Source organism: Myxococcus xanthus, assembly GCF_013116825.1.
Lineage (GTDB): Bacteria > Myxococcota > Myxococcia > Myxococcales > Myxococcaceae > Myxococcus > Myxococcus xanthus_B.
In genome coordinates, this window is record NZ_JABFNS010000139.1 from 1 (window position 1) to 24,611 (window position 24,611).

Sequence of the window (24,611 nt, forward strand, 5' to 3'; positions counted from 1 at the left end):
GCGGCGTGGGGGGCGAAGTCGGCGGGGGCATTGGTGGCGACATCGGAGGCGCCCAATCCCCGGGCCTCACCCGCCCGCCTTTCGTGGGGCTGCTGAACGCCACCCAGCCCCTGTTCAGCCTCCCTTCCATCATCGCGCTGGGCACCGCGCGCGAGGCTCGGCGCACCGCCAACCTGTCGCTGGCCGAGACGCGGCGCCAACTCACCAGCGCGCTGGCCCAGTCACTGGTGCTCGTCGCCGCGCAGGAGCGGATGGCCGAGGTCAACCGCGTCAACCTGCGCACCGCCTTGGAGCGGCTGGCCCTCACGGAGCGCCGCTTCGAGCTGGGCGCGGGCACGCGGCTGGACGTGGTGCGCGTGCAGCAGGACACGGAGACGGCGCGCAACCTCGTCGTCCTGGGCGACGAGACCCTGCGCAAGGCCCGTGAGACGCTGGGACTGGTGCTGGGCATTCCTCGAGGCGTGGGCCTGGTCCGGGGCGTCCAGTTGGAGACCCTGCTCCAGCACTCGCGGCGGGACTGCCAACAACTGGAGTCGCTCGACCGGCGCGCGGACATCGCGGTGGCGCGCTCACGGCGCACGCTGGCCGAGCGGCAGGTGTCGGAGGTGAAGGCGCGTTATGCCCCGACGCTCGCGCTGACCAGCACCACCCTGGCCCTCACCGTGGAAGAGGGCTTCGTGACGGTGCCGGTGTGGAACATCGGCGCCAGCCTGGTGCTGCCCTTCTGGGATGGCGGCGCGCGTGAGGGCCAACTGAGGCAGACGCGCGCGGGCGTGGAGGTCGCGAAGCAGGGGCTGGTGGAGCTGGAGCGCACTGCCTCGGTGGAGGTGCTGCAGGCCCGGCGCGCCGTGGAGGTCGCGGACGCGGCCACGCGCATCGCGGCCCGGGGACGCGCCCTGGCCGAGGAGAACGACCGGCTCACCCGGCGCAGCTTCGAGGTGGGAACGGGGACCAGCCTGGAGCTCATCCAGACGGCGTCGGACCTCCGCCAGGCGGAGCTGCTGCTGGTGGTGCGCGAGTTCGAGCTGGAGCAGGCACGGGTCGCCGCGTTTCTCACGGAGGCGGCATGCGACTGGTGAAGACGTGGAGCACGGGGCTCGCCGTTCTGCTCCTCGCGGGCTGCCGCTCGCAGGGAGACTCGGGGCCGCAGGGAAGCCAGGCGGCCACGAACCAGCCCATGCCGGTGGAGGTGGAGCGCCTGGCCCCCGCCGAGGTGCGCGAGTCCAACGAGTACCTGGGCGCGCTCAGCTCCCGCAGCAGCATCACCGTCTATCCGCAGGTCGCTGGCTACGTGAAGGCGATTCCGCTCGACCCAGGAGCACGCGTCGAACAGGGGGAAGTGCTGCTCGTGGTGGACCCCCGGCGAGAAAGCGCGGGCCTGCGCGCCACCCGGGCGCAGCAAGCCGCCGCCATGGCGCAGCGTGAGTATGCCCAACAGACGCGAAAGCGCAGTGCGCAACTGCTGAAGGAGGGACTCCAGAGCCGCCAGGACCATGACCAGGCGGTGGCGCAGGCACTGCAAGCCGAGGCCAACGCGCATGCAATCGAAGCCCAGGTGCAGGCCCAGGAGGTCCAGCTCGGCTTCTACGAAGTGAGCGCGCCCTTCGCCGGCATCGTGGGCGACTACCCGGTGAACGTGGGCGACTTCGTGACGCAGCAGACGGCCCTCACCACGCTGGACCAGAGCAACACGCTGGAGCTGTCCGTCCAGATTCCCGTCGAGCGGGCAGGCACCGTCCGGGTGGGAACCACGCCTGTGGAGGTGTTGGATCCGGAGGGCCGGCTCGTGGTGTCCGCGCCGGTGTTCTTCGTGGCGCCCACGCCCAACGCCACCACGCAATTGGTGGAGATACGCGGTGCCTTCGAGAACACCGTGGGCCTGCGCGCGGGACAGTTCGTGCGCGCCCGGGTCGTCTATGCCACGCGGGAGGCCTTGCGCGTCCCGACCGCCGCCGTCACCCGCATCAGCAGTCAGTCCTTCGTCTTCGTGGTGCAGGACTCGGACGCGGGCACCGTGGCGCAGCGAGCGCCGGTGAGCCTGGGGCTCGTCTCCGGCAATGACTACGAGGTGACGGGCGGACTGGACGCGGGAACGTCCGTGGTGGTCAGCGGAATCCAGATGCTCCGCGACGGCCAGCCCATCCAACCCAAGGCCGCCTCGCGCAAGCCACCTCAGGGCGTGGGCGGCAGCGGGACCGACGGCGGCACCCCGCCGGAACAGTGAGGGGCGGCCATGTTCACCGACTTCTTCATCCGCCGTCCCGTCTTCGCCAGCGTGGTGTCCATCATCATCACCCTGGTGGGGGCCATCTCCATCCCCACGCTCCCCGTCGAGCAATACCCTGACCTGTCGTTGCCCGTGGTGCAGGTGACGTCGACGTACATCGGCGCGTCCGCGGAGACGGTGGAGAGCGCCGTCACCACCGTGCTGGAGCGGCAGCTCAACGGAGTGGAGGGCATGCGCTACATCGCCTCCACCAGCAGCAACACGGGCGTGAGCACCATCACCGTCACCTTCGACCCGGGACGGAACTTGGACATCGCCGCGGTGGACGTCCAGAACCGCGTGGCCACCGCGTCCGCGCAGCTCCCGGCCGCCGTCAACGCGCTGGGCGTCACCATCACCAAGGCCCAGACACAGCTGCTCATGGCCTTCGGCCTGTTCGACGAGGAGAACCGTTACGAGACGGGCTTCCTCAGCAACTACGCGGATGTCTTCATCCGAGACGCCCTGCTGCGCGTGACGGGCGTGGGCGACGTGCGGATTTTCGGCGAGCGGCGCTTCGCCATGCGGCTGTGGCTGGACCCCTCGGAGCTGGCGCGGCGTGGGCTCGCCGCCACGGACGTGGTGAACGCCCTGCGCGCGCAGAACGTTCAAATCGGCGCGGGACAGGTGGGCCAGCAGCCAGCGCCGCCGGGACAGACGTATCAATTCACGGTGCGCGTGCAGGGGCAGCTCACGTCGGCGGAGGAGTTCGGCGACATCGTCGTGCAGCAGGGGCCGGACGGCTCGCTGGTCCGGCTGAAGGACGTGGGCCGCGCGGAGCTGGGCGCTGAGAACTACGGGCAGCTCTTGCGCTTCAACGGCCGCGAGGCCGTGGGCCTGGGCATCTTCCAGCTCCCCGGCTCCAACGCGCTGGACGTGCGCGACGGCGTCATCGCCGAACTGGAGCGGCTGAAGGGCAACTTCCCGCCGGGCATGCGCTACCAGCGCGCCTTCGACACCACGGCGGCGGTGCAGGCCTCCATCGAGGAGGTGCTGGTGACGCTGGGCGAGGCCATCTTCCTGGTGGTGCTGGTCATCTTCATCTTCCTGCATGGCTGGCGCAGCGTGCTGGTGGTGGCCACCACGTTGCCCGTGTCGCTGGTGGGCACCTTCCTCTTCGTCAACGCGTTCGGCTTCTCCATCAACACGCTGACGCTCTTCGGCCTCACGCTGGCCACGGGTCTGGTGGTGGATGACGCCATCATCGTCATCGAGAACGTCGAGCGCACCATGGAGCAGGACAACGTGGGCCCTCGCGAGGCCACCCACCGGAGCATGAAGCAGGTGGCCGGCGCGCTGGTGGCCATTGCCCTGGTGCTGTCCGCGGTGTTCGTCCCGGTGTCCTTCTTCCCCGGCACCACCGGCATCATCTACCGGCAGTTCGCCCTCACCCTGGCCTTCTCCATCAGCTTGTCCGCGCTGGTGGCGCTCACCCTGTCCCCCGCGCTGTGCGCCATCCTGCTGCGGCCCCACGAGGGCCAGAAGTGGAAGGTCTTCCGCATGTTCGACCGGGGGCTCGGCGCGTTCCGCGACGCCTACGGCCGGATGTTGGCGAAGCTCATCGGACCGCTGCGCTGGCCGGTGGTCATCGCCTTCGTCCTGTGTCTGGCCGGCACCATCCTGGTGTACCGCCTCACGCCCACGGGCTTCATCCCGGGCGAGGACCAGGGCTACCTCATCATCGCCGTGCAGGGGCCAGAGGGCACGTCGCTGGACTACACGCGCAATGTGCTGCTCCAGGCGGAAGACGTGATGCGCCAGCAGCCGGAGGTCGCGGACATCTTCACCGTGGGCGGCTTCTCGCTGCTGGGCACGGGCGTCAACTACGGCACCCTCTTCGTCAACCTGCACCCGTGGGACGAGCGCAAGCGCACGGAGCAGAGCGTGGCGGGACTGGTGGAGCGCCTGCGACGCCCGCTGATGGCCATTGGCGGCGCGCGCGTGTTGCCCTTCGAGCCCCCCGCCATCCGCGGCGTGGGCAGCGTGGGCGGCTTCGAGTTCGTGCTGGAGGACCAGCAAGGCGGCCGAACGCTCGCTCAGCTCGCGCAGACGACGGACATGTTGGTGGGCGCGGCCAGCCAGGCCCCGGGCCTGCGCGGCGTCTTCTCCTCCTACACCGCCAACACGCCGCTCCTGGACGTGCGGGTGGACCGGGAGAAGGCCCTGGCGATGGGCGTCCCGCTGGATGGCGTCTTCTCCACGCTGCAAGTCTACCTGGGCAGCCAGTACGTGAATGACTTCACCTTCGCCAGCCGCGTGTACCGCGTGTACGTGCAGGCGGCCGTCCCGTTCCGCAACGAGCCGCGCGACATCGACGCGCTCTACGTCCGCTCCGCGAAGGGAGAGATGGTGCCGCTGGAGTCGCTGGTGCAGGTGCGTCCCATCACCAGCGCGCAGAACATCCAGCACTACAACCTGTACCGCTCGGCGACCATCAACGGGCAGGCCGCGCCGGGCTCCAGCTCCGGGCAGGCCCTGGACACGATGGAGGCGGTGGCGCGCAAGACGTTGCCCATGGGCTACACCTTCGAATGGACGGGCCTGTCCCAGGAGCAGAAGGAGGCGGGCCGCAGCGTGCTGGTCATCTTCGGGCTGGGTGTCGTCTTCGTCTTCCTGGTGCTGTCCGCGCAGTATGAGAGCTTCGCCCTGCCCCTCATCATCCTCCTGGGCGTCCCCGTGGCCATGCTGGGCGCGCTGGGGCTGCAGAATTTGCGCGGCCTCCAGAACGACGTGTTCTGCCAGGTCGGGCTCGTCATGCTGGTGGGGCTGGCCAGCAAGAACGCCATCCTCATCGTCGAGTTCGCCGAGCAGCTCCGCCACGAAGGCCGGAGCGTCGTGGACGCCGCCATTCACTCCGCCCAGACGCGCCTGAGGCCCATCCTGATGACGTCCTTCGCCTTCCTCATGGGCGTGGTGCCGCTGATGCTCGCCTCGGGGGCGGGGGCCTCCGCGCGCAAGTCCCTGGGCACCACCGTGTTCGGCGGCATGTTGCTGTCCACCTTCGTGAACCTCATCTTCATCCCCGTGCTGTACGTGGTGATGGAGGCCGCCAGGCTCCGCGTCCGCCGGCAGGGTGATGTCAACACGCCGCCGCCCACCGTCCGCCCACCGGAGCCCCACGCACCCTGAGTACTGGCCTGGGACCTGGGGGACCCCCGGATGCCCCGCCGGAGGGGCTTCGTTATTCTGCGGGGTGCCATGTCTCACTTCCCGTCACGCGATGACCGGCGGCGCCAGCGGCTGTATGCGCTCAAACGTGCGCCCGGGCTCCGCCACCATGGCAACACCGCGCTGCTCCAGTTGCTGGGCAAGGGCCAGGACGTGTCCTGGGCTCGCGGCGAGGTGCTGTGCCGGGAAGGCGAGCCCCCCGAGGGCTTCGCCCTCCTCCTGGAGGGCGAGTTGGAGGTCATGCGCGGTGACGCGCTCCTGATGACGCTCCAGCCCTGCACGCCCCTGGGACTGGAGGCGCTGTCGAGCGGCAGCAACGCCTTCACCATCCGCGCGACGACGGACTCCGAGGGCCTCTTCTTTCCGAAGGACGCTGTCGCGAGCCTGCTGCACACGCCCACCGGCGTGCAGGAGCGGTCCCGTCCGCCAGCGGAGGTCATCGCCTTCGAGAGCGACGTGCGCGGCGCGCCCCTGTCCTCCCTCATCGAGCTGGTGGCGAAGGTCATCCACCGTGACTTCGGCGATCGCGTGCTGCTGCTCCGGAGCGCACCGGGCGAGCATGGCACGCCCATCACGAAGGGGGCGGATGGCGTCCTGCGCGCCACGCTGCCTCCGGCCGAAGCGGGCGGTCCCGGCCTGCTGACCCCAGCGGTGCTCCAGCGGCTCACGGCCGAGCACGGCCTCCACTACGTCCTGCTCGACGGCTGCGGCGTGGCGGACGTCGGGATGACAGGCAAGACGGCGCGGCTGGTGACGACGCTGGACGCGCGGCAGACGTCAGCCCCTCGCGTGCTCCCCACCGTGGTGGTGGGGCCTCGCCGTGCGTCACGCGCGTCAGCGCTGAGTGGCCAGTCCCTGCATCCCCAGTGGCTGCCGCCCTGCCCCTTGCGGTTGAGCCTGGACAGGATGGCGCGGGTGCTCGTGGATGACCGTCCGCTGGACGCCACGGTGCTGAGCCCCGCCGAGCGGGACGCGCTCTCCCGCTGGGCCCGCGCCCTCACCCACCGGCGCGTGGGCCTGGCGCTCAGTGGCGGTGGAGTGTGGGGCTTCTACCACGTCCACATCCTGCGCTGGCTGGTGAGCCAGGGCGTGCCCATCGACATCGTCAGCGGCGCCAGCATGGGCTCGCTGGTGGGCGCGTACTTCTGCGGCAGCGCGCTGGATGGGCGTGACGGACTGGATGGACTGCGACGGCTGGAGGAGCGGGCCATGAACCGGCAGCTCACCCTGGCCGCCACGGCCGCCATCGTGACCACGTATTCGCTGGAGCGCTTCGTGGAGCAGGACCTGGGCCGGCTCTGCCTGGAGGAGCTGGCCATCCGCTTCCTGCCTGTCACGACGGACCTGACCAGCGGAGACTGCGTGGCGCTGGAGCAGGGGCCGGTGGCCCTGGGGGTGCGCGCCAGCGGCTCGGCGCCGGGCATCTGGGGCCCCACGGTGGTGCCTCCCGCGCGGTACGTGGACGGCGCCTTCACCAGCATGGTGCCCGCGCACGTGCTGTTGAACGCGGGCGCGGACGTCATCTTCTCCAGCAACATCTTCCCCTTCGGCGTCCGGCACGCGTCCCCGCGGCGGCAGTCCGGCCTGGGGCGCTTCCTGGCGGGGCTCAATCCGGTGGCCCGCGCGCTGGACCTGGCGGCCAGCGGCGTGCTGCTATTGCACCGCAGTGGTGACGTGGAGAGCCTGCTCGCGGACGTCCGCTACGACATCCAATCCGCGGAGGCACCGCTGCTGACCGCCATGGAGTTCACCAAGGCCCGGGACATCCTCGGACGGGCGGCGGCGGATGCGTCGCTCGCGAAGCGGCTGGAGGAGATGAAGCAGCGCTGGCTCCAGGTCAAATCCCGGGGTGCCCGTGTCCACGCGCATCCAGGAGGACAGCAAGCCGCATGATTCCCGTTCGCATCCTGGGCACCGCCAGTGTCCTTCCCGGCCCCGCCGTGACGACCGCGGAGCTGTGCGCGCGCGTGGGACGTGACGCCGCGGAGGTGGAACGAAAGACAGGCATCCGCACCCGCCACTTCGCGCCACCAGGGACGAAGGCCGCGGACGTGGCGGCGCTGGCGCTGCGGGGCGCGCTGGACGCGGCGGGGCTGGAGGCCCGAGCCCTGCGCCGAATCCTCTGCGTCACCTCCATGGGCGGCGACGTCACCACGCCCGCCACCGCCAACCGCGTGGCCGCGGCGCTGGGCCTGTCGGGGAGCTGCGACGCGATGGACCTGAGCAACGCCTGCATGGGATTCCTGAGCGCCTTCGACCTGGCGGCGCGCTCGGTGGCCACGGGGCTGGGGCCGGTGGGCATCGTGTCCGTGGAGCTGCTGTCGCGCACCACCACGCCCGAGGAGCCCCGCCCCTACCTGGTGCTGGGCGACGCCGCCGCCGCCGCCGTGCTGGGCGCGGGCCGGCCGGGAGAAGGCGTCCTGGGCGTGGCCCTGGGCAATGACGGCACGCTGCCCACGGACGTGGTGCTGGAGAACCCGACGGCCACCGGCAAGCTGGAGCGGATGCGCTTCCTGACGCCCAGCCAGGAGATGACCCGCGTCGCGCTGGATGCGCTGGTGCGGGCAGCGCGCGCGGCGTTGGACGAGGCGGGCGTGGCCCTTCGCGACGTCGAGTGGGTGCTCACGCACCAGCCAAATGGAAGCATGCTGGAGGCCATCCTCCAGGCGCTGGAGGTGTCACCGGAGCGGAGCGTGCGCGTGGTGGACACGGTGGGCAGCGTGGGCTCGGCGTCGCTGGGAACCAGTCTGGACCGGCTGCTGCGCACGCGTCCGGTGAAGCCAGGGCACCGCATCCTCCTGGTGGGCGTGGGCGCGGGCGTGGCTCACGGCGCGGTGCTGTACCAGGTGGGCGGATGAAACAGGCGGGCGGTTGGCCCCTGACGGCCTGGCTGACCACGTTCCGGCTGCTGCGCCGGTATCACCGCTACGAGGTGGTGAACCTGGAGCCGCTGCTCCGTCCCGGCGCGAAGCTCATCGTCGGCTACCACGGGCGCCCCCTGGCCGTGGACCTGTGCATGCTGACGGTGACGCTCCACGAACGCCTGGGCTATCTGCCGCACGGCGTGGCGCACGGCGCGTTCGCTTCGATTCCGGGCATGCGCACGGTGGCGGACGGGCTGGGCTTCGTCACGGGGGATGACCCGCGGCTGGCGGAGGCGGTGGCGCGCGGCGAGCACGTGTTGTTGCAGCCAGGAGGCACGCGCGAGGGCTGCCGAGACTTCCGCCACCGCTACCGCGTCGACTGGGGCGAGCGCATGGGCTACCTGCGCCTGGCGGTGCGCTACCGGCTGCCGATTGTCCCCGTGGGCGGCAGCGGCATGGACGACGCGTACGTGGGCCTCAACGACGGGTACGCGCTGGGCCGGCGCGTGGGCATGCCCGCGCGGCTGCCGCTGTGGCTGGGCGTGGGTGCCACGGGCCTGTGGCCCTTGTCGCTTCCCTTCCCCGTGAAGATGACGCAGTGGGTGGGCGAGCCGCTGACGCGCCACCTGGAGCCAGGCTTCGACGCGGGCGACCGGGACGCGATGCGCGCGGTGCACCAGGACGTGGCGGATGCTGTGCAGGGGCTGCTCGATAGGGCTCGCGGCGTGGACAAGGGCAGCAGATGGAAGGCGGTGCAATGACGGAAGGTGAGGGTTCCGAGGCGCGGGAGTGGGCGCTCATCCTGGGAGCTTCGTCTGGCACGGGCGCGGCCATCGCGGAGGCGGTGACTCGGAAGCCCGGGTTGAATGTCTTCGGTGTCCACCGGGGCCGGTACGCGGAAGGTGCCGTGCAGTTGGAGCAGCGGATTCGGGACGCCGGTGGACGCGGCGTGCTGTGGCAGGCGGATGCATCTTCACCGGAGGCCGCGGAGGCGGGCGTGGCGGCGCTGCGGGGGGTCGCCGGGCCTCGGAGCGTGAAGCTCTTCGTGCATTCGATTGCGGGGGCCTCGGTGGGGCGCTTCCTGTCCGAGGGCGAGGACCGGCTGCACGCGCGGCGCATCCGCCGGACCTTCGACACGATGGCGCACTCGTTCGTCTTCTGGGCGCAGGCCCTGGTGAATGAAGACATGTTGGCGCCGGAGGCCCGGCTCCTCGGTCTGCAGAACCCGCTGGATGAAACGCACCTGGGGAACACAGGGCTCATCAGCGCGTCGAAGGCTGCGCTGGAGATGTACGTGCGCTACCTGGCCATGGAGCTGGGACCGCGAGGACACCGCGTGAACCTGCTGAAGTTCGGCACGGTAATGACGCCCGCGCTGAAGCACGTGTACTCACCCGAAGCCCTGGCGCGCCTGGAGGCGGCCCACGCGAGGATGAACCCCGCGGGGCGCATGGGCACCGTGGAGGACGTGGCCCGCTTCGTCACGGTGCTCGCCGGAGAGGAGGCGGGCTGGTTCAACGGCGCCACCATCGACTTCACCGGTGGGATGACGCTGCGGCTGTTGGACCTGGTGCTGAATCCGTGAGGTCAGCCCTGTTCCATGGCCGAGAGACAGGGCTCGGCATCTTCCCCGAGACAGTCATGTGCGCCGGCCGTCAGGCCCGTGCGTCTTGCTCCGGCATCCGGAACGACAGACAGTAATAGAACGGGGCCACCTGCTCCTCGGTGACGTCGAACGCGCCCGGAGGCAGCAGCTCCCGGGGGCAGTGTGGATCCCACGAGTAGAACGTCATCGCGCGGAACGCGGCGCGCTGGAACAGCGAGGGCCGGAAGGCCGGGTCCATCTGCTCGTCCACGACCACCAGCGGCGTGCCCGGCTTCGCCACGCGCGCCATCTCCGCCAGGGCCCGCTCGGGTGCCCGGTAGCCGCCAATGCCTCCCACGTGAAACACCCGGTCGAACGACGCCTCCGGGAACGGCAGCGCGTGCGCATCCGCCATCATCAGCCGCACGCCCGCATGACCTCCAGACCGCAGCCGCCGCTTGCAGTGCCTGAGCATGCCCTCGCTCAGGTCCACGCCCCACACGTCCACGTCGAGCCCCGGCGGCAAGCGGTCACGCAGGAGCGGCAGGTTCGCCCCCGAGCCCACCCCCACCTCCAGCACCCGCACCGGGCTCCCATCCTCGTGCGGCGTCAGCGAGCCGAGCGACACACGGCGCATGTACCCCGCGCGCATCCGCGCTTCCGAGACAGATTGCAACAGCGGCGTCAGCAGCGTCGTCAGCGGGTCATGCAACGCCGGGAGCCCGTCGTAGATGACGCGCATCAGCCGGTCCGTACCGCGCACCGCGTCCTCGCGATACAGCCGCGCCATCCCGCGCGCCACGCTCCACGCCTCGCCACAGCCACCGCAGCGCAGCCACCCGTCGCGGATGCAGCCCTCCGCCTCGAGCCCGTGAAACACCAGCGTCCCGCCACAAGCAGGGCACGCCAGCAACGTCACGTCCCCGACGCGCACACCGTTCATGAACGCGCGAGCGCCTCCGGGGGGGCCTGCGCATCCCGCATGCCCAGCCGGGAGAACAACTCCACCGCGCGCTGCTGATGCGCCCCCCGCGCCGGGTCCTCCGAGGGCAAGTGCCTGGCCAGCGCCAGTCGCGCGTGGGCCTCCTCGAAGGACTGTCCCTTCCTCGATGCGACAGCGATGCACCGGCGCCACGCCTCGAAGGCCCGCGTGGCGTCGCCATCCAGCCAGGCCTCTCGCCCACGCCACAAGCGCGCCGCGGCCTCTCCGAAGGGGAACACCTTGGCGAAGACCTCCGCCTCCCTGCGCGCGGCCTTGGCGCTCGTCACCAGCGAGACATCCGCGCCCCGCTCCCACAGCGTCAGGAACACCTCCGCCACCGTCATCACGCCGAAGTAGACGAAGTGCGCCACCGGCTTGCCAGACGACATCCTCGCCAGCGCCTGCTCCGCCGCGGCTCGGGCCCCTTCCGCGTCACCTTCACGCAGCCGCAGCAGCGCCAGCGCCCCCTCCACGATGATGCGGTCCGTCTGCCCGCCCTGCGCCTCCGTCCACGCCAGCGTCTGCTCCAGCGCGGCGCGAGCCTTCGCGTAGTCGCCCAGCCGCAAATGGATGTGCGCCTGGTAGTGCAGCGCCCAGTGCTCCGTCTGGAGCGCCCCGCGCCGCCGCGCCGAGTGCTCCAGCCACGCCATCAGCGGCAGCCCCCGCTCGAACTTCCCCTGGTAGCACGACACCACCGTGAGCAACGCGCGGCACTCCTCCGCCAAGCGCACGTCGCCCACCGAATCGACGATGCCCATGGCCCGCTCCAGCCACGCCTCGGCCTCCGCCCACCGCGCCACGTACGCGCCATACACGGCGTTGCGGCACAGCACGAAGGCCAGGTCCGCGGGGTTGCCCACGCGCTCGGCCACCTCCAACGCGCGGCGGGACCACGTCTCCGCCACCGACCGGATGGGCAACGTGCCCGCCACCACCGCCATGCTCGTGTAGCCCCGCGCCAGCTCCGGCGACGCGCCCGCCGGCTCGCACAGGTTCAACGCGCGCAGGCCGGACCAGAGAACGGGCAGCGCCTGGTGCGCATAGATGAACGCATCGAGCAGCCGCATCAACAGCCGCCCCGCCACGCGCCGCACCCGCCGCTGCTCCTCCGTCTCCTCGTCGTAGTCCTCCGGCCGGGAGCTCTGCGCCAGCCGCAGCAGGCCCTGCCCCAGCGTCCCCAGCGCCCATCCCATGCGGCTGGATGGCACGGGCCAGCCGAAGTGCCGCAGCGCGCGCTCCGCATGCTCACGGAAGGACTGGAGCTCCCCCAACTGGAAGCGCGTCTCCGCCAGGAGTGCCTCCAGGTGGCCCAACGTCACGGCGTCGCCGCCCACTTCGGTCACCCGTGTCAGCGCCCGGGTGAGGAAAGGCAGCGCTTCGCGGCAGGCGCCCACTCGAAGGGCATCCTCGCCCGCGCGCAGCGCATAGCGGGCCTCACGTTGCGCGTCCCCAGCCATGCCCCAGTGGTAGGTGAGCGCCGCCGTCCACTCCGCCCGCTGCCCATGCGCCGCCTCCATCGCCAGCGCGGCGCGCCGGTGCAACGCGGGCCGCGCGTCCACGGGCAAATCATCCAGCACCCCTTCGCGCAGCTTGTCGTGCGCGAAGCGCCAGCGCCCATCCGCCACGTCCAGCACCGCCGCCGCCGCGCAGTCCGTCAGCCAGTGCTCCACGTCCACATCCGGCGCGGCCTGCTGGAGCAGCGGCACATCCACCTGCCGCCCGACGATGGCGGCCACTTGCAGCAACTCCCGCGAAGGAACCGGCACCTTCTCCAGCCGCCGCTGCACCAGCCTGCGCACGCCGCCAGCGAAGACGCGCTCCGGCAGTGCCATGTCGCCAAGCCGGTCCAGCCCTCCCGCCTCCTCCGCCAGCGCCCGAACCACCTCCACGAGGAAGAAGGGATTGCCCTCCGTCTCGCGCAGCAGCAGGTCCACCAGGTGGGGCCGGGCTCCGGGTGCCCCCATCATGGACTCACTGAGGATGGAGACCTCCCGAGCGTCCAGCCGAGGCAGCCGCAGCAGTGACAGGCCCGGCAGTGCGGAGGGAAGCGAGGGCGCCTCGTCGTCACGGAAACTGCCGATGAGCAACAGCCGCAGCTGCGCCGCCCGCGTGGCGAGCCTCGAGAGCAGGTGCAGCGACTCATCGCCCGCCCAGTGCAGGTCCTCCAGCACCACGACGAGGGGCTGGGTCAGCCGCGCGAACACGTCCTCCACCACCTGGAGCAGCCGCGCCTGCACCATGTCCGCGCCCACTTCGGCGGGGTCCACGACGGAGTGCCCCAACAGCGCTTCGATGTCCGGCACCAGCGGCTTGAGGATGCTGGCCTCGCGCTCACTCAGCGTGGTGAGGATGGCCAGCCAGCGCAGCACCGGACGCCATTCCTGGTACGGGCTGCCACCCGCCGCCACGCCCTGGCCGCGCAGCACCACCGCGCCCTTCACCAGCGCCAGCGCGCGCAGCTCCTCCAGGAGCCGCGACTTGCCCACGCCGCTCTCCCCCCCCACCAGCCACGCGCCGCCGCGGCCCGCCATCGCCGACTCGAGCACGGTGGACAGCCGCGCCTGCTCCTCCACCCGGCCCACATAGCGCGCGGCCTGGAGGAAGCTCTCGCGCGTGGCGGCGGACTCGGGCGGCACCGGCTCACCGGTGGCGGCGCAGAGCTCGGCAATCACCGCGTCCGCGCCGCGGGGCCGCAGCTTCGGGTCCGGCGACACCAGCCGCTCCAGCACGGCCTTCAACGCGGGTGGGAAGTCCGGCGGCGAGGGCACCTGTCCGGCATGCGGCAGCCGGCCGAACATCATCTGGCTGGCCATGGCGCCCACGCTGAAGAGGTCCGTCACCTCCGAGGGCGGCTGGTCCTCGAACAGCTCCGGCGCGAGGTAGCCCGGCGTGCCGCCCGGCTGCGCGCGGTGGACGTGCTCGCGCCCCACCGCCAGGCCGAAGTCCAGCACCTTCACCTGCCCGTGGGCCACCAGCACGTTGGCGGGCTTGAGGTCGCGGTGGATGATGCCGCGGCGGTGCAGGTACGCCAGCGCCATCAGCGTCTGCACCAGCAGCCCCACCTGCACACGCAATGGCTGCCCCATGCCCGCCTGCACCAGGTGCCGAGCGTCCTCCAGCAGGTCCATGGCCAGATAGGGCCGGTGCTCGGCGTCGAAGCCGTAGTCCAGCACGCTGATGACATGCGGATGCCGCAGCGAGGCGAGCGTCTGGAACTCGTGCGCCAGCGACAGCGCCAGCTCATGCCGGGCGATGGAAGACGGCGTGTACTCGCCCTCGGGCAGCCGAGGCAGCCGCGCCAGGTCCTCCAGCGTCTGGTGCAGCCGCTTCACCGCGACGGGGCCCGCCAGCAGGTCCTGCGCGCGCCACACCGTGCCCGCACCGCCCCGGCCCAGGAAGCCGAGGATGCGGTAGCGCCCGCCCACGACCTCGCCTTCCGCGTGGCGACGCGTCGCATCCTCCGGCCGGTGCCGGGTTTCATGAGGAAATTGCCGCATCAGAGGGGGGCCGCCCGCCCCCGATGATAACGGGAACCCCTGGCGGCGGTAGGACTGATTCCAGACGCACCGTAATCCCCGGCTCACCGGGCAAATAAGGTGAGCCTGGGCGGCAGGTCAGCCACTACCCAGGCGCGGGCTCAGCCCCCGCCGAAGACACTGGCCAGGCTGCGGCCTCCCTGCACGGCGCCGTAGATGATGACAGTGAAGTAGGTGAGCGACCCCACCGTCATCCCATGCCCCATGAGGATGAAGTAGCCGTCGCGCTGCAGGATGCCGATGGCGAAGAAGAGCGCCGCCAGCGCGGGCAACGTGTTGCTGAAGGGAATCAGGCCGAACGGCATCATCAGCAGCACGCCCGCGAAGAAGAGCATGAAGCCATTGAAGCGGTTGGTGCTGGAGCCGTGCGTGAGCGCCAGCAGCCGCGGCTTGCTCATCTTGTCCACATACTTGGTGAAGACGTCCGCGCCCTTGTCCAGCGCCGGGGCCAGGTTGGTGCGCAGCAGCGGCTTGTCCAGCAGCTTCCGGGGCAGCCAGGGCGTCCGGTTGAACGTCACGCCCACGCCGATGAGGACGATGAGCAGGCCGAACACCGTGGACACGCCCGGAATCGACACGGGCAGCAGGAAGGGGAAGGTCAGGATGCAGCAGAAGAGCAGCAGGCCCTGCTCACCACACGCCTGCATCAGCTCCCGCACCGTCAGGGATTCGGGCAGCCGCGCGGACAGCGCGCGGAGGGTGGCGGAGAGCTGGGCCTGGGTGTCCGAGAAACTCGTGGACGAAGAGGGGGTGGGCGAAGGCGTCGACATTATCAGGCCGTCACTAGCACGGCCTCCCCGTCAATGCTCAGCGCCAAGCGATGTCGTACACCGCCTCCTCGCCCTCCCTCCGGACAATCTGGACCGAGGGGTGCCTGGCCCCGCTGGCCTCCAGCCCCGCCAGGAAGAGCCCCACGTAGAAGCCCGCCACCACCACGGGCCGGCACGTCAGCGCATACCGGGTGGGCCCCAGCTGCTCCATGTGCGTTTCCAGATAGTTGGTGCCCGTGCGCAGGTTGCGCGTCATCCGCGCCAGCATGCGCTGCGGCCCCAGGAGCCGCACGGTGCCTAGCAGCGCGCTGCCGATGAGCGTGGAGCTGAAGCCCTCCACGAAGCGCCGCCCCACCACCGCGGCGGCCTCGTCCAACGGCGCCTCCGGTGCCAGCGTGGCCGCGGCGACCTTCAGCGCGGCCACCCAGACTTTCAAGGGATAGGCCAGGGCCAGGGAGCCCCGCGCGTCGAGGCCCACCTCGCGCAGACGGCCCACGCACGCGTCATCCAGGTCATCACCCAAGGCGCGAAGCAGTCCCTGGAAGCTCTGCTGGAATACAAGGGGTTCTGGATTTTCCAAGGCGCGGCAATGTATCGCCTGGATGACAGCGCCTCAACCGGGCGGGTGACTGTCTATCGCTGGTGATTCAACACCCGGCACGGGGGCGAGGCGTGTGCCTCATTCGACACGGAGCGCCACGCCGCGCTGGGCTCTCGCGACGCAGTGTGATGAAGAGCCGACGGCCCGCGTCATCCCCTGGGTCTGCTCGACGCGCCGCCCGTCTTCCTTGGAGTCCGCCATCATGAACACGCCCCCTCGTCACCTCTTCATCGCTGGCGCCACGGGCGCCACGGGCCGCACGCTGATGCGACAGGCGCTGTCGCATGGTGCGCCGCTTGTCCTCGCGCACGTGCGACCCAAGAGCGCGGACAGCGACCTGGTCCGCCCCTGGCCCCACAAGGCCGTGGTGGAGTTGTCTGACGGTGAGGCGCTGGTGGAGATGATGCGCGGCTGCACCACGGTGCTCCAGTTGATTGGCACCATGCGCAAGCGCTTCGATTCGGGCGACACGTATGAGTCGAGCGACATCGGCACCACGCGGCAGTTGGTGGAGGCCGCGAAGCGCGCGGGGGTGGACCACCTGGTGTTGCTCAGCTCCGTGGGCGCGGGCCGGCCGGTGGGCGCGTACCTCAAGGCCAAGGCGGAGGCGGAGCGACTGGTGCGCGACAGTGGCATCCCCTGGACGGTGGTGCGCCCGCCCGCCTTCGAGGGCGAGTACCACCACATCAACCCCGTGCTGCGCGCCCTCACCCGCCTGCCTCCACTGCGGAACATGCGGCCCATCCACCTGGAGCAACTCGCCGCCGTGCTGCTGCGCGTCTCCGAGCAGCGCGCGCCGCTGAACCAGGTACTGGAGGGCGACACGCTCTGGGCCGAGGTCGCCGCCGCGGGCGCCTGAGCCGTCTTCCAACTCCTGCCGATTGGCATGGCGGTGCGCGTAGCGGGAGTTCGTCTGGCCCCGCCAACGCGCGCGGCTTCCGGTAGCACCAACCCGGGGCCGTGTAGCAGTGGCCAGGAAGACGAACTTCGGCCGGAAGTCGCAGCCAGCCATCGTCCGAATCAAGCAGGCGGTGACGGAGATCAAGCAGGCCGCCAAGAAAGCGCTCGCGGCGGAAGGCGCGGTCCTCTTCATCGAACGCGTGTCCCCCGCGCTGGCGCACATCGACAGCTCACCGGGCGCCATAGGCGCAGCCGTCAACCACGCCCTCGACGAGTTCGCGCCCCTCATCGCGAGCGCCCCCCGTGGACGCGGCGACCCGCGACGCCTGGCTGGAGCGGCGCTGAGAGGACTATCAGGCCGACGACATCCCTTACATCGAATCACTCGGCGACCACTGGGGCACGCTGTGCGCGAAGCTAGACGTTGCTTCCGCCTGGGCCGACAAGCTCATCGGCACGGTGCGGAGGGTCTGGTCGGCCTCGCCCGACCAGCGTGACTTTTTCAATGGAGCCACGAACTGCCTGAGCGCGCTCATCGCAGCCCACCGCGATGATGACGTGCTCGCGCTGCTGGAGCTGTCGCCGTACAAGCTGTGGCATTACCGCCAGCCAGGCGTGGCGGCGCTCGAAGAGGAAGACGCCAACACGTGGGACACCCCATCGCGGGCCCGGTGACTTTTCTTCCGGCGCGTGGAGGAAGTGCTCCCGACGACCTCCAAACGTCCTGTGCGATTCTGACTACCTTTCAGGTAGACATCGCCCATTCCGAGGTGCCACACGGAGGCGCGTTCTTCCTCGAAGGAGGCGGGACAGTCGCGCTCGGCCACGCGCCCCGCCGTGTCATCCCTGTCGAGTAGGTTACAACCCTGGAGGTCGCCCCTGCGTGTTCCCCCCTGGCTCATTGGTGATGACGGCGGTGGTGCTCCTGCTGGGCACAGCGGCGTTGGCCCAGACGCCGATCACGAAACGTTGGCGACGTATCGAGCGGGCCATGGTCCTGAGCGCGGGCGCAGGCGAGCCCGTCCAGCGGCTCCGGCTGGCGCCCGGCGTGGTGACGACCGTGCTGCTCGACTCGGACGCCGTGATGGAAGGAGAGCTGCCCGAGGCCCTGCGAGGGCTGTTCACCCGGCTGGACGTCACAGGGACACACTTGCTGCTCCAGCCCGTCGTCGCCATGCCTGCCCAGGGCGTTCCGCCGTTGGTGCTTCGCTTCACGGACGCAGCCGCGCCACAACGGCTCGTCCTGGAGCTGACGACCGAGGCCAACGTGGTGGACTCGGTCGTCGACGTCCGGCGCCACCCCGCCACCGTGACGCAACTGGAGGCTGAACTGGTGGCCCTGCGTGAGCGCAACGTACTGCTGGAGACCCGGCTGGCCACAGCGCGTCGGCCAGTGCCGCAAGAGGGGCTCGCGAGCGCCATCCTCTCCGGCGCCATTGGCCCCACGGGGGTTCTCGTCAAGTGGATACGTGACAGGCCCAGTGAGGCGGGGCTCAAGGTCCACCAGCTTGGCAGCTATCGCTCCGGCGCGTGGCTGACGCTCGCGGTGAAGTTGGAAAACCCACTGGGCGAGGCCCCCTGGCAAACGGGCATCGCCCGGCTGACACACCTGGACTCGGACGGGCGCCCCACCGGAGAGACGCTGGAGTTGCCAATGTTGATGCTGGAGCCGCGTCTACTGCCTGGCCAGAGCGCGGTCGTCGTCCTGCAGTGGCCCGCCCCCACGCGCCCGCCGCCTGCCTATGCGCTGGAGCTTTGGGACACAGGCCGGCGCCGCGGCGCGCGATGGGAGCGGCTGAAACCGTAGACGTGCGACAGCCCCAGAGGAACCCGCCATGCGACTGGAGCCGATTTCATCTTCCCCAGGTCCCCTCGTGCTGTCTCCACAGGCACTGCCTGTCGGCACGCGCGTGGAGCGCTGGCGCGTGGAGCGCCGCATCGGAGGCGGCGGCAACGGCACGGTGTATGAAGTGCGCTCGCGCCCCGATGGCCGCTGCTACGCGCTCAAGCTGGCCCACGCCCCAGGCGATCCCCGATTCCAGCGCGAGGCGCGGACACTTCATCTGCTTCGCCACCCTGGAGTGGTGCGGCTGCAAGCGACGGGAACCTGGCGCGCGGGGGCCGCCTCATACCCATACCTCGTGCTGGAGTACGTGCGAGGCAACACGCTGTATGACTGGTCTCGGGCGCGCAATCCGACGGCTCGGCACGTCGCTGGCCTGTTGGCGCAGGCCGCGTGGGCACTGGACGCCGCGCATCGCAGGCAGGTGCTTCATCGCGACTTCAAGGGGGAGAACCTTCGCGTCGAGGAGCGAGGAAGACTGGTGGTGCTGGACTGGGGCGCGGGCTGGCATCCCCGTGCCGCCCCCATCACCTCCGCGGCACGGCTGCCGCCCGGGACCGGGCCCTATCGCAGTCCCCAGGCCATCCTCTGGAGCATGCAGGCTCCACGGCAACCCGCCCGCTCCGAGCACTACCTCTACACGGTGGCGGACGAGTTGTACGCGGTGGGCGTCACCTTTCACCGGCTGGTGGTGGAGCAATATCCGCCGCTCGTCCTGGACAAGGCTCACTCCCCAGTGACCTCCGCCACATTGAGAGCCCTCAACCCGCGCGTGCCCGAGCCGCTCGCACGCTGGATTGAGGGCCTGCTCGCGTTCGCACCCGAGGCCCGGCCGCGCGGCGCGGGAGACCTGGCCCGGGAGGCTCAACAGGCCCAGGCCCACGCGGGCCCGGACTGGGACGTTCCGCTGTTCGACTGGTACGAGGGGCCCTCCACGGCGACGCGCACGACACACGACGAGGAGGCAACCTGGGGTTCCGTTGCAACGGAAGAAGAAGCGGCCTTTCTCCATGCGAGGGCCCTGCGCGCCGCCCGGGTCCAGCACCATCGCGTGGGCCGCTGGCTGCGGCGCCGGGTGTTCTCGGAAGTCCAGACGCAATCCCACACGGAGCCAGCGAGCCTGCTGCAGCCACGACACGAGGGCCGGTGGATGCGAGTCGCCGGAGGCCTGACGTTGGTTGCGTGCATGGCCTGGGTACTGATGCTCGCAGGCGGGCCTCATGACGCTCTCACTCCGTCCCATCCCGTCCAGCAACTGGCGCGAACCGAAGGACCAGCCGACACTGGTTCGCCCGCCACGGCCCTTCCGTTTTCCACCGCCGAGCCGCCATGGCCAGGAGAAGCCATGTCCACGACCGAGCCACACGCGCGCTGTGTCCCCCGACTCCACCGTTACCTGCTGGCTGCATTCTCCGCGGCCAGTCTCAATGCCTGCGCAGGTACTCAGGTCCGGCCCGAGCCCGCGCGCTGCCCTTCCGAAGCCCTGGAGTCAATGCGTCAGCTCGGGCTCGACCTGGGGTTTGGCGGGTTCATCCAGCTCGACCTTCAGCAACCGGATGACTCGTACCAGACGAACTACAGCATCGTCGTCAGCGACGGCCCCATCACCAGCCGGCTCGACGAGCCCATCGGCCGCCTCCCGGCGAACACGCTCTTCTATGGACGCCTCTGGACGGGCGGCGAGACAATCCAGGGCCGCTACACACGCGTGAGGACACCGGATGGCAGCGAGTACCCGGTGTGCTTCATCCTGGGCGACGAGACGGGAATCCCCAAGTACCGCGGCTCGAAGCCCGGCCACACGCGCGTGCATCCGTGGTCCAACGCCCTGGTGGTGGACCACTTCCCCTGACGCAGCGCTGCCTCACGGTGGTGAAATCGCCGCAGGCTTCTCCAGGACGCGAGCCTCGCTTCGCAGGCGCAGCTCGTTGCCCGCAGCGGAGAGGACCGCGGCGACGGGCACGGAGAGAAAGGCGCCCGCCACGCCGAAGAGCACGCCCCCGGCGGTGATGGACAGCAGGATGACCACCGGGTGCAGCGGCACCGCGCGCCCCATCACCACGGGCTCCAGGACGTTGCTCTCCAGTTGTTGCACTCCCAGCACCACGGCGAATACCAGGAGCGCGTCGATGGGCCCATTGGTGACGAGTGCGACCAGCACCGCGACACCGCCCGCCAGGGTGGCGCCGATGACGGGAAAGAACCCGCCCACGAAGGTGAGCGCCGCCAGCGGAAGCACGAGTGGCACGCCGATGAGGGCCAAGCCCACACCAATGCCCACCGCGTCCACCAGCGCGACGATGACGACACCGCGCAGGTAGCCGCTGAGTGTTCCCCAGGCGCGCAGGCCCACGGCGCGCACGGTGTCACGCCGCGACGGAGAGACCCGGGCCAGCACCCAGCCCCCGAGCCGCTCGGTGTCCTTCACGAAGAAGAACAGCAGCGTCAGCGTCAGCAGCCCGCCCGCCACCGCCTGTACCGCGAAGTTGGCGCCCGCGAGGACGCCCGTGGTGATGCGCCCCAGGTTCGACTTCAAGAAGTCGAGCGCCTTCTCGAACAGGCCGTCGATCTGCTCCCGGGACACGGGGAGTTCCTGCGTCATCCAAATGATGAGGCCCTCCATTCCCTCTTTCACGTTCGAGCCCGCCGAGCCCACCTGCTGGACGATACGGGGCACGAGCACGAGCAGCCCGGCGGCTCCCACCAGGAGCAGCACCAGCAGCGCCAGCACCGTCGCGAGCGCCCGAGGCACCCGGTGGGCGGACAGCCACCGGACGGGCGGGTACAGCAACGTCGCCAGCAGCAGCGCCGCCACGGTCGGCAGGACGATGAGGTAGAGCCGCGCCAGCAGCAGCACGAGCCCCACCACCGCGGCCGCGACCACGAGCAGCTTGCCGCTGAACAGCGCGCAGCGCGTGAGCCAGGAGGCAGCGGGAGGGTCCAGGGTGGCCATACGTCGTGCGTACCCTATGCACGAAGCGGCGCATGGCGCTGGGAGGCCACCTGCCGGTGTGGCCTCATGAACGGACGCAGTGGACGCGCGGCTGGAATCCAACGAATGGCCAGGGCGGTCCGTTCCTCAGTGGCGCGCCCCGAGGAAACTCAAGGCACGTCCACCGGGACGGTCTGCATGAAGGACACCCGGAGGTCCGTGGGGCGCATCAGCTCGGGGCGGCCACCCGCGGTGCCACCATTCTTGTAGGTGTTGAGCTGACCGGCGATGGTCCACTGCCCGGGCCGGTTGTTGGCCCCCTGGGCGTAGTGGATGAAGGGCGTGGCGCCCGTCGGGGCCGCCATGCTTGCCGGTGAGGTGAGAATCGTCGCTGGGCGTGAAGCTCCCCGCCGGCTTGAGGTTCGGGTGCTGCGAGAGGAAGCCGTCCAGTTCCGCCTTGCCGTTCTTCGAGTCGTCCGCGTAGTGGAGAAAGGACAGGCTGTTGTTCTTCGTGTCGTGCAGGGCATGGACAGCGCAACCGTTGAGCGCGCCCGTCACCACCGTGGTCGGCCCGCCCGGACGCGGATGCAGCGGCACTCCCTGGATGCCCGCGAACTTGCCCTCGCCCGTGGAGAGGTAGTGCGCATGGAGTGCGCCGGGATGCCCTGACCACCGGCGGGTGAAACGGACAGGTTCGTGTTGCCCTGGTGCTGGTGGGCATTGAGCGTCACCACCGAGTCACTGGCGTTGACGAAGGGATTCTGGGCAATGGGGAGGACCACGCCCTGGAGCGCGCCACCTTGGGACATGTTGTAGGCGTTCAGGACGTTCTGCCCCGAATAGCCCAGCGGGTTCGCACCGAATGACGAAGTGACGTCCTTGCCCTGCTGCCGCGTGGGCTGGGGGTTCACCTTGCTCGTGGAGGGCCTGCTGCCCTGCGCATCGACCCCATTCTCGACTCGGGTTGCAGATTGAGTACTCCTTTGTTCCCCAGCATCCACAACGGCGGCACCACGGTGAACGGCGTCTTCGGGGAGCCGTCCAGCTTCGGCGTGGAGAAGGGCGACAAGGTCTACTGACGCGCCGCTCGCGAGCCTACCTCCAGTTGTGCATGGCGCCGAACCGCCGCCACTGCTCAATGGCTCGCCGCTGCTGGCGGACCAGCCAGTCCGGCTGGAAACCCACGTGATGTCCGGACCGGATGACGAGTTCAAGTCCCGCCCGCGTGCGATCTCCAAAAGACGTACGCGGGTGGGCCAGTTCCTCAAGGCACAAAGCTAGGTGAAAGGGCTGCCCCAGCCGCAGCCGTGACGCGCCCTCCAGACGAGCACGGTGCGTGGCCCACCAGGCTCGCCACGCAGCAGGGGCCGTGCTTGGCTGCACGACCTGCCGAAACGCGACCGCCTCTCCTTCATCGCCCTCCTCATCCGGAACCAGGGCGGTTTCCGTGAGCCCCGCTCCGGACATGAGGGACAGCGCCTTTGCCGCCACGTTCTTCACGGCTGGGCGCTCGTGGCCCAGATGCTCTAACAACAGTGGCGCCGCCGCGGGCACGCCCAGCACGCCCAGCGCCTCAAGACTGCCCATCAAGTATTCCGCCTCGTCGCTCAACTGCATTAACAAACCGAAGTCTTGAGCCTCCCCACCCAGGCCAAGAAGCCAGGGCAGCCGCGTCCCCCGTGGCGCTCTTGCGCGGCAGAACTGGCGACAGACGTGGAGTGCACGTGTTGACCCCAGCCGGAGCGCAGCCAGCGCCCACTCGGCCATCTCCTCCACTGGAGCCTGCGTCAGCTTCCGTTCAAGCACGGGCAACGCGGCACGATGCCCCAACTCAGAGACCGCGAGCGCAGCAGCGGCGCGAACCTCCTGCTCAGCATCATCCAGAAGGGGGAGCAGCGCCTCCGCCCCACCGTCGCCGCGGAGCCCGATGACGCGCGCAGCGAAAGCCCGCAGCGACTTGCACCGCGAATTCAACAGGACGGTCAGATGCGCCAAGAGCTTCGGGTGCTGCACCCACATCAGCGCCTGAATGCAATTGGGCAACAATGCCACGTCCAGGTCGACCAGACGCGCCAGGACCTCCTCAATACCCTGCTCATCAGGCCCGAGCTGCACCCTCGCATGGATTCCCGCCATGAGCTCATCACTGGCATCGCTGGCCAACGCCTCACGCGCGCAGGCAATCGCGGAATCATCCCCCGAGCGCATTGCCTCCACATGGCGAAAGATGCGAACTTCCAACAACTCGACATCGGGCCACTCCACCTCCGCATCGTGCAAGTAGCGCTGACGTTGGGTGAGTAGAAATGCCAGCTCTGACAAGTGCTGTTCCTGGAGTCCCCGGAGGAAATCCCTGACAGGCGCGTCACTCAAAAGAACATGAGGCATGACCCTGCATTAGCACACCATCGCGCCACATCCCCACCCGGCCGCCACAATGCCTATCATCGAGAACACCACCGCCTTCACAGCCCGGGACTTCCTGTCCATGGACAAGGACGGAGCGGATACGCTGGTCATCTGCCTTTGTGGATCCTTCAAGCTCACTGCCCCTGGTAAGGCAGGCCCGGAAGGGCTTTCCCTGGCCGATGAGCAACCCGCCCCACCCTCAGAGGACGTCTACTGGGGCGACCCAGGAATCTCCAGCTTGAGGTACGAAGGCCAGTCCGCCTACTTCCGGCCAGGAACGGACATCTACGTCAATGGACAAGCCTGGGCTCCCCATGGGCGTCCGGTGAAGGAGCACCTGGTCGCGGTCCGGGTGGGCGAATGCCAGAAGGGGCTTCGGGTGTTTGGAGACCGGGTGTGGTGGCGGGGCATCACCGGCTGGCGCTCCACATCCCCGGAGCCGTTCACCTCCATGCCCCTCCGGTACGAACGCAGCTTCGGTGGCCCTGCCTCCCTGGGGGCATCCAAACCCCATGGTGTGTATGAAGATCGCAACCCGCTCGGTCGAGGCTTCCACCCCGAAGGACGGGACGCAGACAATCAACCCCTTCCCAACCTGGAAGACCCACTCCAGCCTCTCGACTTGCCAACGAAGCGGGTCCCACCCGCGGGTCTTGGAGCCATCTCTCGGTGAGCGTCAAGGTAGTTGTCGCGTGAGAGAGTTCAACCGATGCGCTTCAACTCCTGCACGGCCAGGGTGGGGTTCGGGGAGGGGT

At 69.8% G+C, this 24,611-nt stretch carries 20 protein-coding genes; 12 read left to right on the top strand and 8 right to left on the bottom strand.

What is annotated here, in order from left to right; translation table 11 throughout:
• The 7 genes from HNV26_RS30580 to HNV26_RS30610 all read left to right on the top strand — a co-directional run.
• Positions 1-1,079: TolC family protein (locus HNV26_RS30580; protein ID WP_171452923.1), on the top strand; the 1,079-nt coding region annotated here is incomplete at its 5' end.
• Positions 1,067-2,224: an efflux RND transporter periplasmic adaptor subunit gene (locus HNV26_RS30585; RefSeq protein WP_171444437.1), complete on the top strand. Its 1,158-nt coding sequence runs from the start codon at positions 1,067-1,069 to the stop codon at positions 2,222-2,224. The genes HNV26_RS30580 and HNV26_RS30585, both read left to right, overlap by 13 nt.
• 9 nt (positions 2,225-2,233) lie before the next feature.
• Positions 2,234-5,395: an efflux RND transporter permease subunit gene (locus HNV26_RS30590; RefSeq protein WP_171444436.1), complete on the top strand. Its 3,162-nt coding sequence runs from the start codon at positions 2,234-2,236 to the stop codon at positions 5,393-5,395.
• A gap of 69 nt (positions 5,396-5,464) precedes the next feature.
• Complete coding sequence (locus HNV26_RS30595; protein ID WP_253817218.1) at positions 5,465-7,327, top strand: patatin-like phospholipase family protein; 1,863 nt, start codon at positions 5,465-5,467, stop codon at positions 7,325-7,327.
• Complete coding sequence (locus HNV26_RS30600; protein WP_171444434.1) at positions 7,324-8,292, top strand: 3-oxoacyl-ACP synthase III family protein; 969 nt, start codon at positions 7,324-7,326, stop codon at positions 8,290-8,292. The genes HNV26_RS30595 and HNV26_RS30600 overlap by 4 nt, the downstream gene beginning before the upstream one ends.
• Positions 8,289-9,059: a lysophospholipid acyltransferase family protein gene (locus HNV26_RS30605; RefSeq protein ID WP_171444433.1), complete on the top strand. Its 771-nt coding sequence runs from the start codon at positions 8,289-8,291 to the stop codon at positions 9,057-9,059. Before HNV26_RS30600 ends, HNV26_RS30605 begins: the two co-directional genes overlap by 4 nt.
• A complete protein-coding gene (locus HNV26_RS30610) occupies positions 9,056-9,883 on the top strand; it encodes an SDR family NAD(P)-dependent oxidoreductase (RefSeq protein ID WP_171444432.1) in 828 nt (275 codons plus the stop codon). The genes HNV26_RS30605 and HNV26_RS30610 overlap by 4 nt, the downstream gene beginning before the upstream one ends.
• Before the next feature lie 70 nt (positions 9,884-9,953).
• On the opposite strand, the gene HNV26_RS30615 is transcribed toward HNV26_RS30610, so the two are convergent.
• From HNV26_RS30615 to HNV26_RS30630, 4 genes are read right to left on the bottom strand one after another with little or no spacing between them, the layout of a single operon-like run.
• Positions 9,954-10,826 (bottom strand): methyltransferase domain-containing protein, encoded by an 873-nt coding sequence (locus HNV26_RS30615; RefSeq protein ID WP_171444431.1) that lies wholly within the window; start codon positions 10,824-10,826, stop codon positions 9,954-9,956.
• Entirely contained in the window at positions 10,823-14,449 is a 3,627-nt protein-coding gene (locus HNV26_RS39080) for a protein kinase domain-containing protein (protein WP_171444430.1), read from the bottom strand. Before HNV26_RS39080 ends, HNV26_RS30615 begins: the two co-directional genes overlap by 4 nt.
• Positions 14,450-14,502: 53 nt before the next feature.
• Positions 14,503-15,171, bottom strand: a complete 669-nt coding sequence (locus HNV26_RS30625; RefSeq protein WP_171444429.1) for an exopolysaccharide biosynthesis protein — start codon at positions 15,169-15,171, stop codon at positions 14,503-14,505.
• Positions 15,172-15,208: 37 nt separating this feature from the next.
• Positions 15,209-15,751 carry a DUF2378 family protein gene (locus HNV26_RS30630; protein WP_171444428.1) on the bottom strand — a complete coding sequence of 181 codons (543 nt, stop codon included), beginning with the start codon at positions 15,749-15,751 and terminating at the stop codon, positions 15,209-15,211.
• A 223-nt stretch (positions 15,752-15,974) separates the two neighbouring features.
• Here HNV26_RS30630 and HNV26_RS30635 point away from each other — a divergent pair, with 223 nt between their 5' ends.
• The 4 genes from HNV26_RS30635 to HNV26_RS30650 all read left to right on the top strand — a co-directional run bounded on the left by HNV26_RS30635 (position 15,975) and on the right by HNV26_RS30650 (position 20,367).
• The gene (locus HNV26_RS30635) at positions 15,975-16,631 is read left to right on the top strand and encodes an SDR family oxidoreductase (RefSeq protein ID WP_171444427.1); all 657 of its coding nucleotides are present in this window, start codon (positions 15,975-15,977) and stop codon (positions 16,629-16,631) included.
• Between the two features lie 500 nt (positions 16,632-17,131).
• Positions 17,132-17,347, top strand: a complete 216-nt coding sequence (locus HNV26_RS30640) for a hypothetical protein (protein ID WP_171444426.1) — start codon at positions 17,132-17,134, stop codon at positions 17,345-17,347.
• A gap of 208 nt (positions 17,348-17,555) precedes the next feature.
• Entirely contained in the window at positions 17,556-18,479 is a 924-nt protein-coding gene (locus tag HNV26_RS30645) for a DUF2381 family protein (protein WP_171444425.1), read from the top strand.
• 28 nt (positions 18,480-18,507) lie between these two features.
• Complete coding sequence (locus HNV26_RS30650; protein WP_171444424.1) at positions 18,508-20,367, top strand: serine/threonine protein kinase; 1,860 nt, start codon at positions 18,508-18,510, stop codon at positions 20,365-20,367.
• A 12-nt stretch (positions 20,368-20,379) separates the two neighbouring features.
• Here HNV26_RS30650 and HNV26_RS30655 read toward each other — a convergent pair whose 3' ends face one another.
• The 4 genes from HNV26_RS30655 to HNV26_RS30665 form a co-directional block, all read right to left on the bottom strand.
• A complete protein-coding gene (locus HNV26_RS30655) occupies positions 20,380-21,468 on the bottom strand; it encodes an AI-2E family transporter (RefSeq protein ID WP_253817219.1) in 1,089 nt (362 codons plus the stop codon).
• A gap of 149 nt (positions 21,469-21,617) precedes the next feature.
• The gene (locus HNV26_RS38700) at positions 21,618-21,812 is read right to left on the bottom strand and encodes a hypothetical protein (RefSeq protein WP_253817220.1); all 195 of its coding nucleotides are present in this window, start codon (positions 21,810-21,812) and stop codon (positions 21,618-21,620) included.
• Positions 21,813-22,001: 189 nt separating this feature from the next.
• Entirely contained in the window at positions 22,002-22,358 is a 357-nt protein-coding gene (locus HNV26_RS38705) for a hypothetical protein (protein WP_253817221.1), read from the bottom strand.
• Between the two features lie 184 nt (positions 22,359-22,542).
• Positions 22,543-23,769: a HEAT repeat domain-containing protein gene (locus HNV26_RS30665; protein WP_171452924.1), complete on the bottom strand. Its 1,227-nt coding sequence runs from the start codon at positions 23,767-23,769 to the stop codon at positions 22,543-22,545.
• Between the two features lie 115 nt (positions 23,770-23,884).
• Here HNV26_RS30665 and HNV26_RS30670 point away from each other — a divergent pair, with 115 nt between their 5' ends.
• Positions 23,885-24,529: a DUF2169 family type VI secretion system accessory protein gene (locus HNV26_RS30670; RefSeq protein ID WP_171444421.1), complete on the top strand. Its 645-nt coding sequence runs from the start codon at positions 23,885-23,887 to the stop codon at positions 24,527-24,529.
• Positions 24,530-24,611: the final 82 nt, after the last annotated feature.

Coding starts and splice junctions, on each gene's coding strand:
- HNV26_RS30585 (WP_171444437.1), top strand. CDS start 1,067: ATGCGACTGGTGAAGACGTGGAGCACGGGGCTCGCCGTTCTGCTCCTC.
- HNV26_RS30590 (WP_171444436.1), top strand. CDS start 2,234: ATGTTCACCGACTTCTTCATCCGCCGTCCCGTCTTCGCCAGCGTGGTG.
- HNV26_RS30595 (WP_253817218.1), top strand. CDS start 5,465: ATGTCTCACTTCCCGTCACGCGATGACCGGCGGCGCCAGCGGCTGTAT.
- HNV26_RS30600 (WP_171444434.1), top strand. CDS start 7,324: ATGATTCCCGTTCGCATCCTGGGCACCGCCAGTGTCCTTCCCGGCCCC.
- HNV26_RS30605 (WP_171444433.1), top strand. CDS start 8,289: ATGAAACAGGCGGGCGGTTGGCCCCTGACGGCCTGGCTGACCACGTTC.
- HNV26_RS30610 (WP_171444432.1), top strand. CDS start 9,056: ATGACGGAAGGTGAGGGTTCCGAGGCGCGGGAGTGGGCGCTCATCCTG.
- HNV26_RS30615 (WP_171444431.1), bottom strand. CDS start 10,826: ATGAACGGTGTGCGCGTCGGGGACGTGACGTTGCTGGCGTGCCCTGCT.
- HNV26_RS30625 (WP_171444429.1), bottom strand. CDS start 15,171: ATGTCGACGCCTTCGCCCACCCCCTCTTCGTCCACGAGTTTCTCGGAC.
- HNV26_RS30635 (WP_171444427.1), top strand. CDS start 15,975: ATGAACACGCCCCCTCGTCACCTCTTCATCGCTGGCGCCACGGGCGCC.
- HNV26_RS30650 (WP_171444424.1), top strand. CDS start 18,508: ATGCGACTGGAGCCGATTTCATCTTCCCCAGGTCCCCTCGTGCTGTCT.
- HNV26_RS30655 (WP_253817219.1), bottom strand. CDS start 21,468: ATGGCCACCCTGGACCCTCCCGCTGCCTCCTGGCTCACGCGCTGCGCG.
- HNV26_RS38700 (WP_253817220.1), bottom strand. CDS start 21,812: ATGGCGGCCCCGACGGGCGCCACGCCCTTCATCCACTACGCCCAGGGG.
- HNV26_RS30670 (WP_171444421.1), top strand. CDS start 23,885: ATGCCTATCATCGAGAACACCACCGCCTTCACAGCCCGGGACTTCCTG.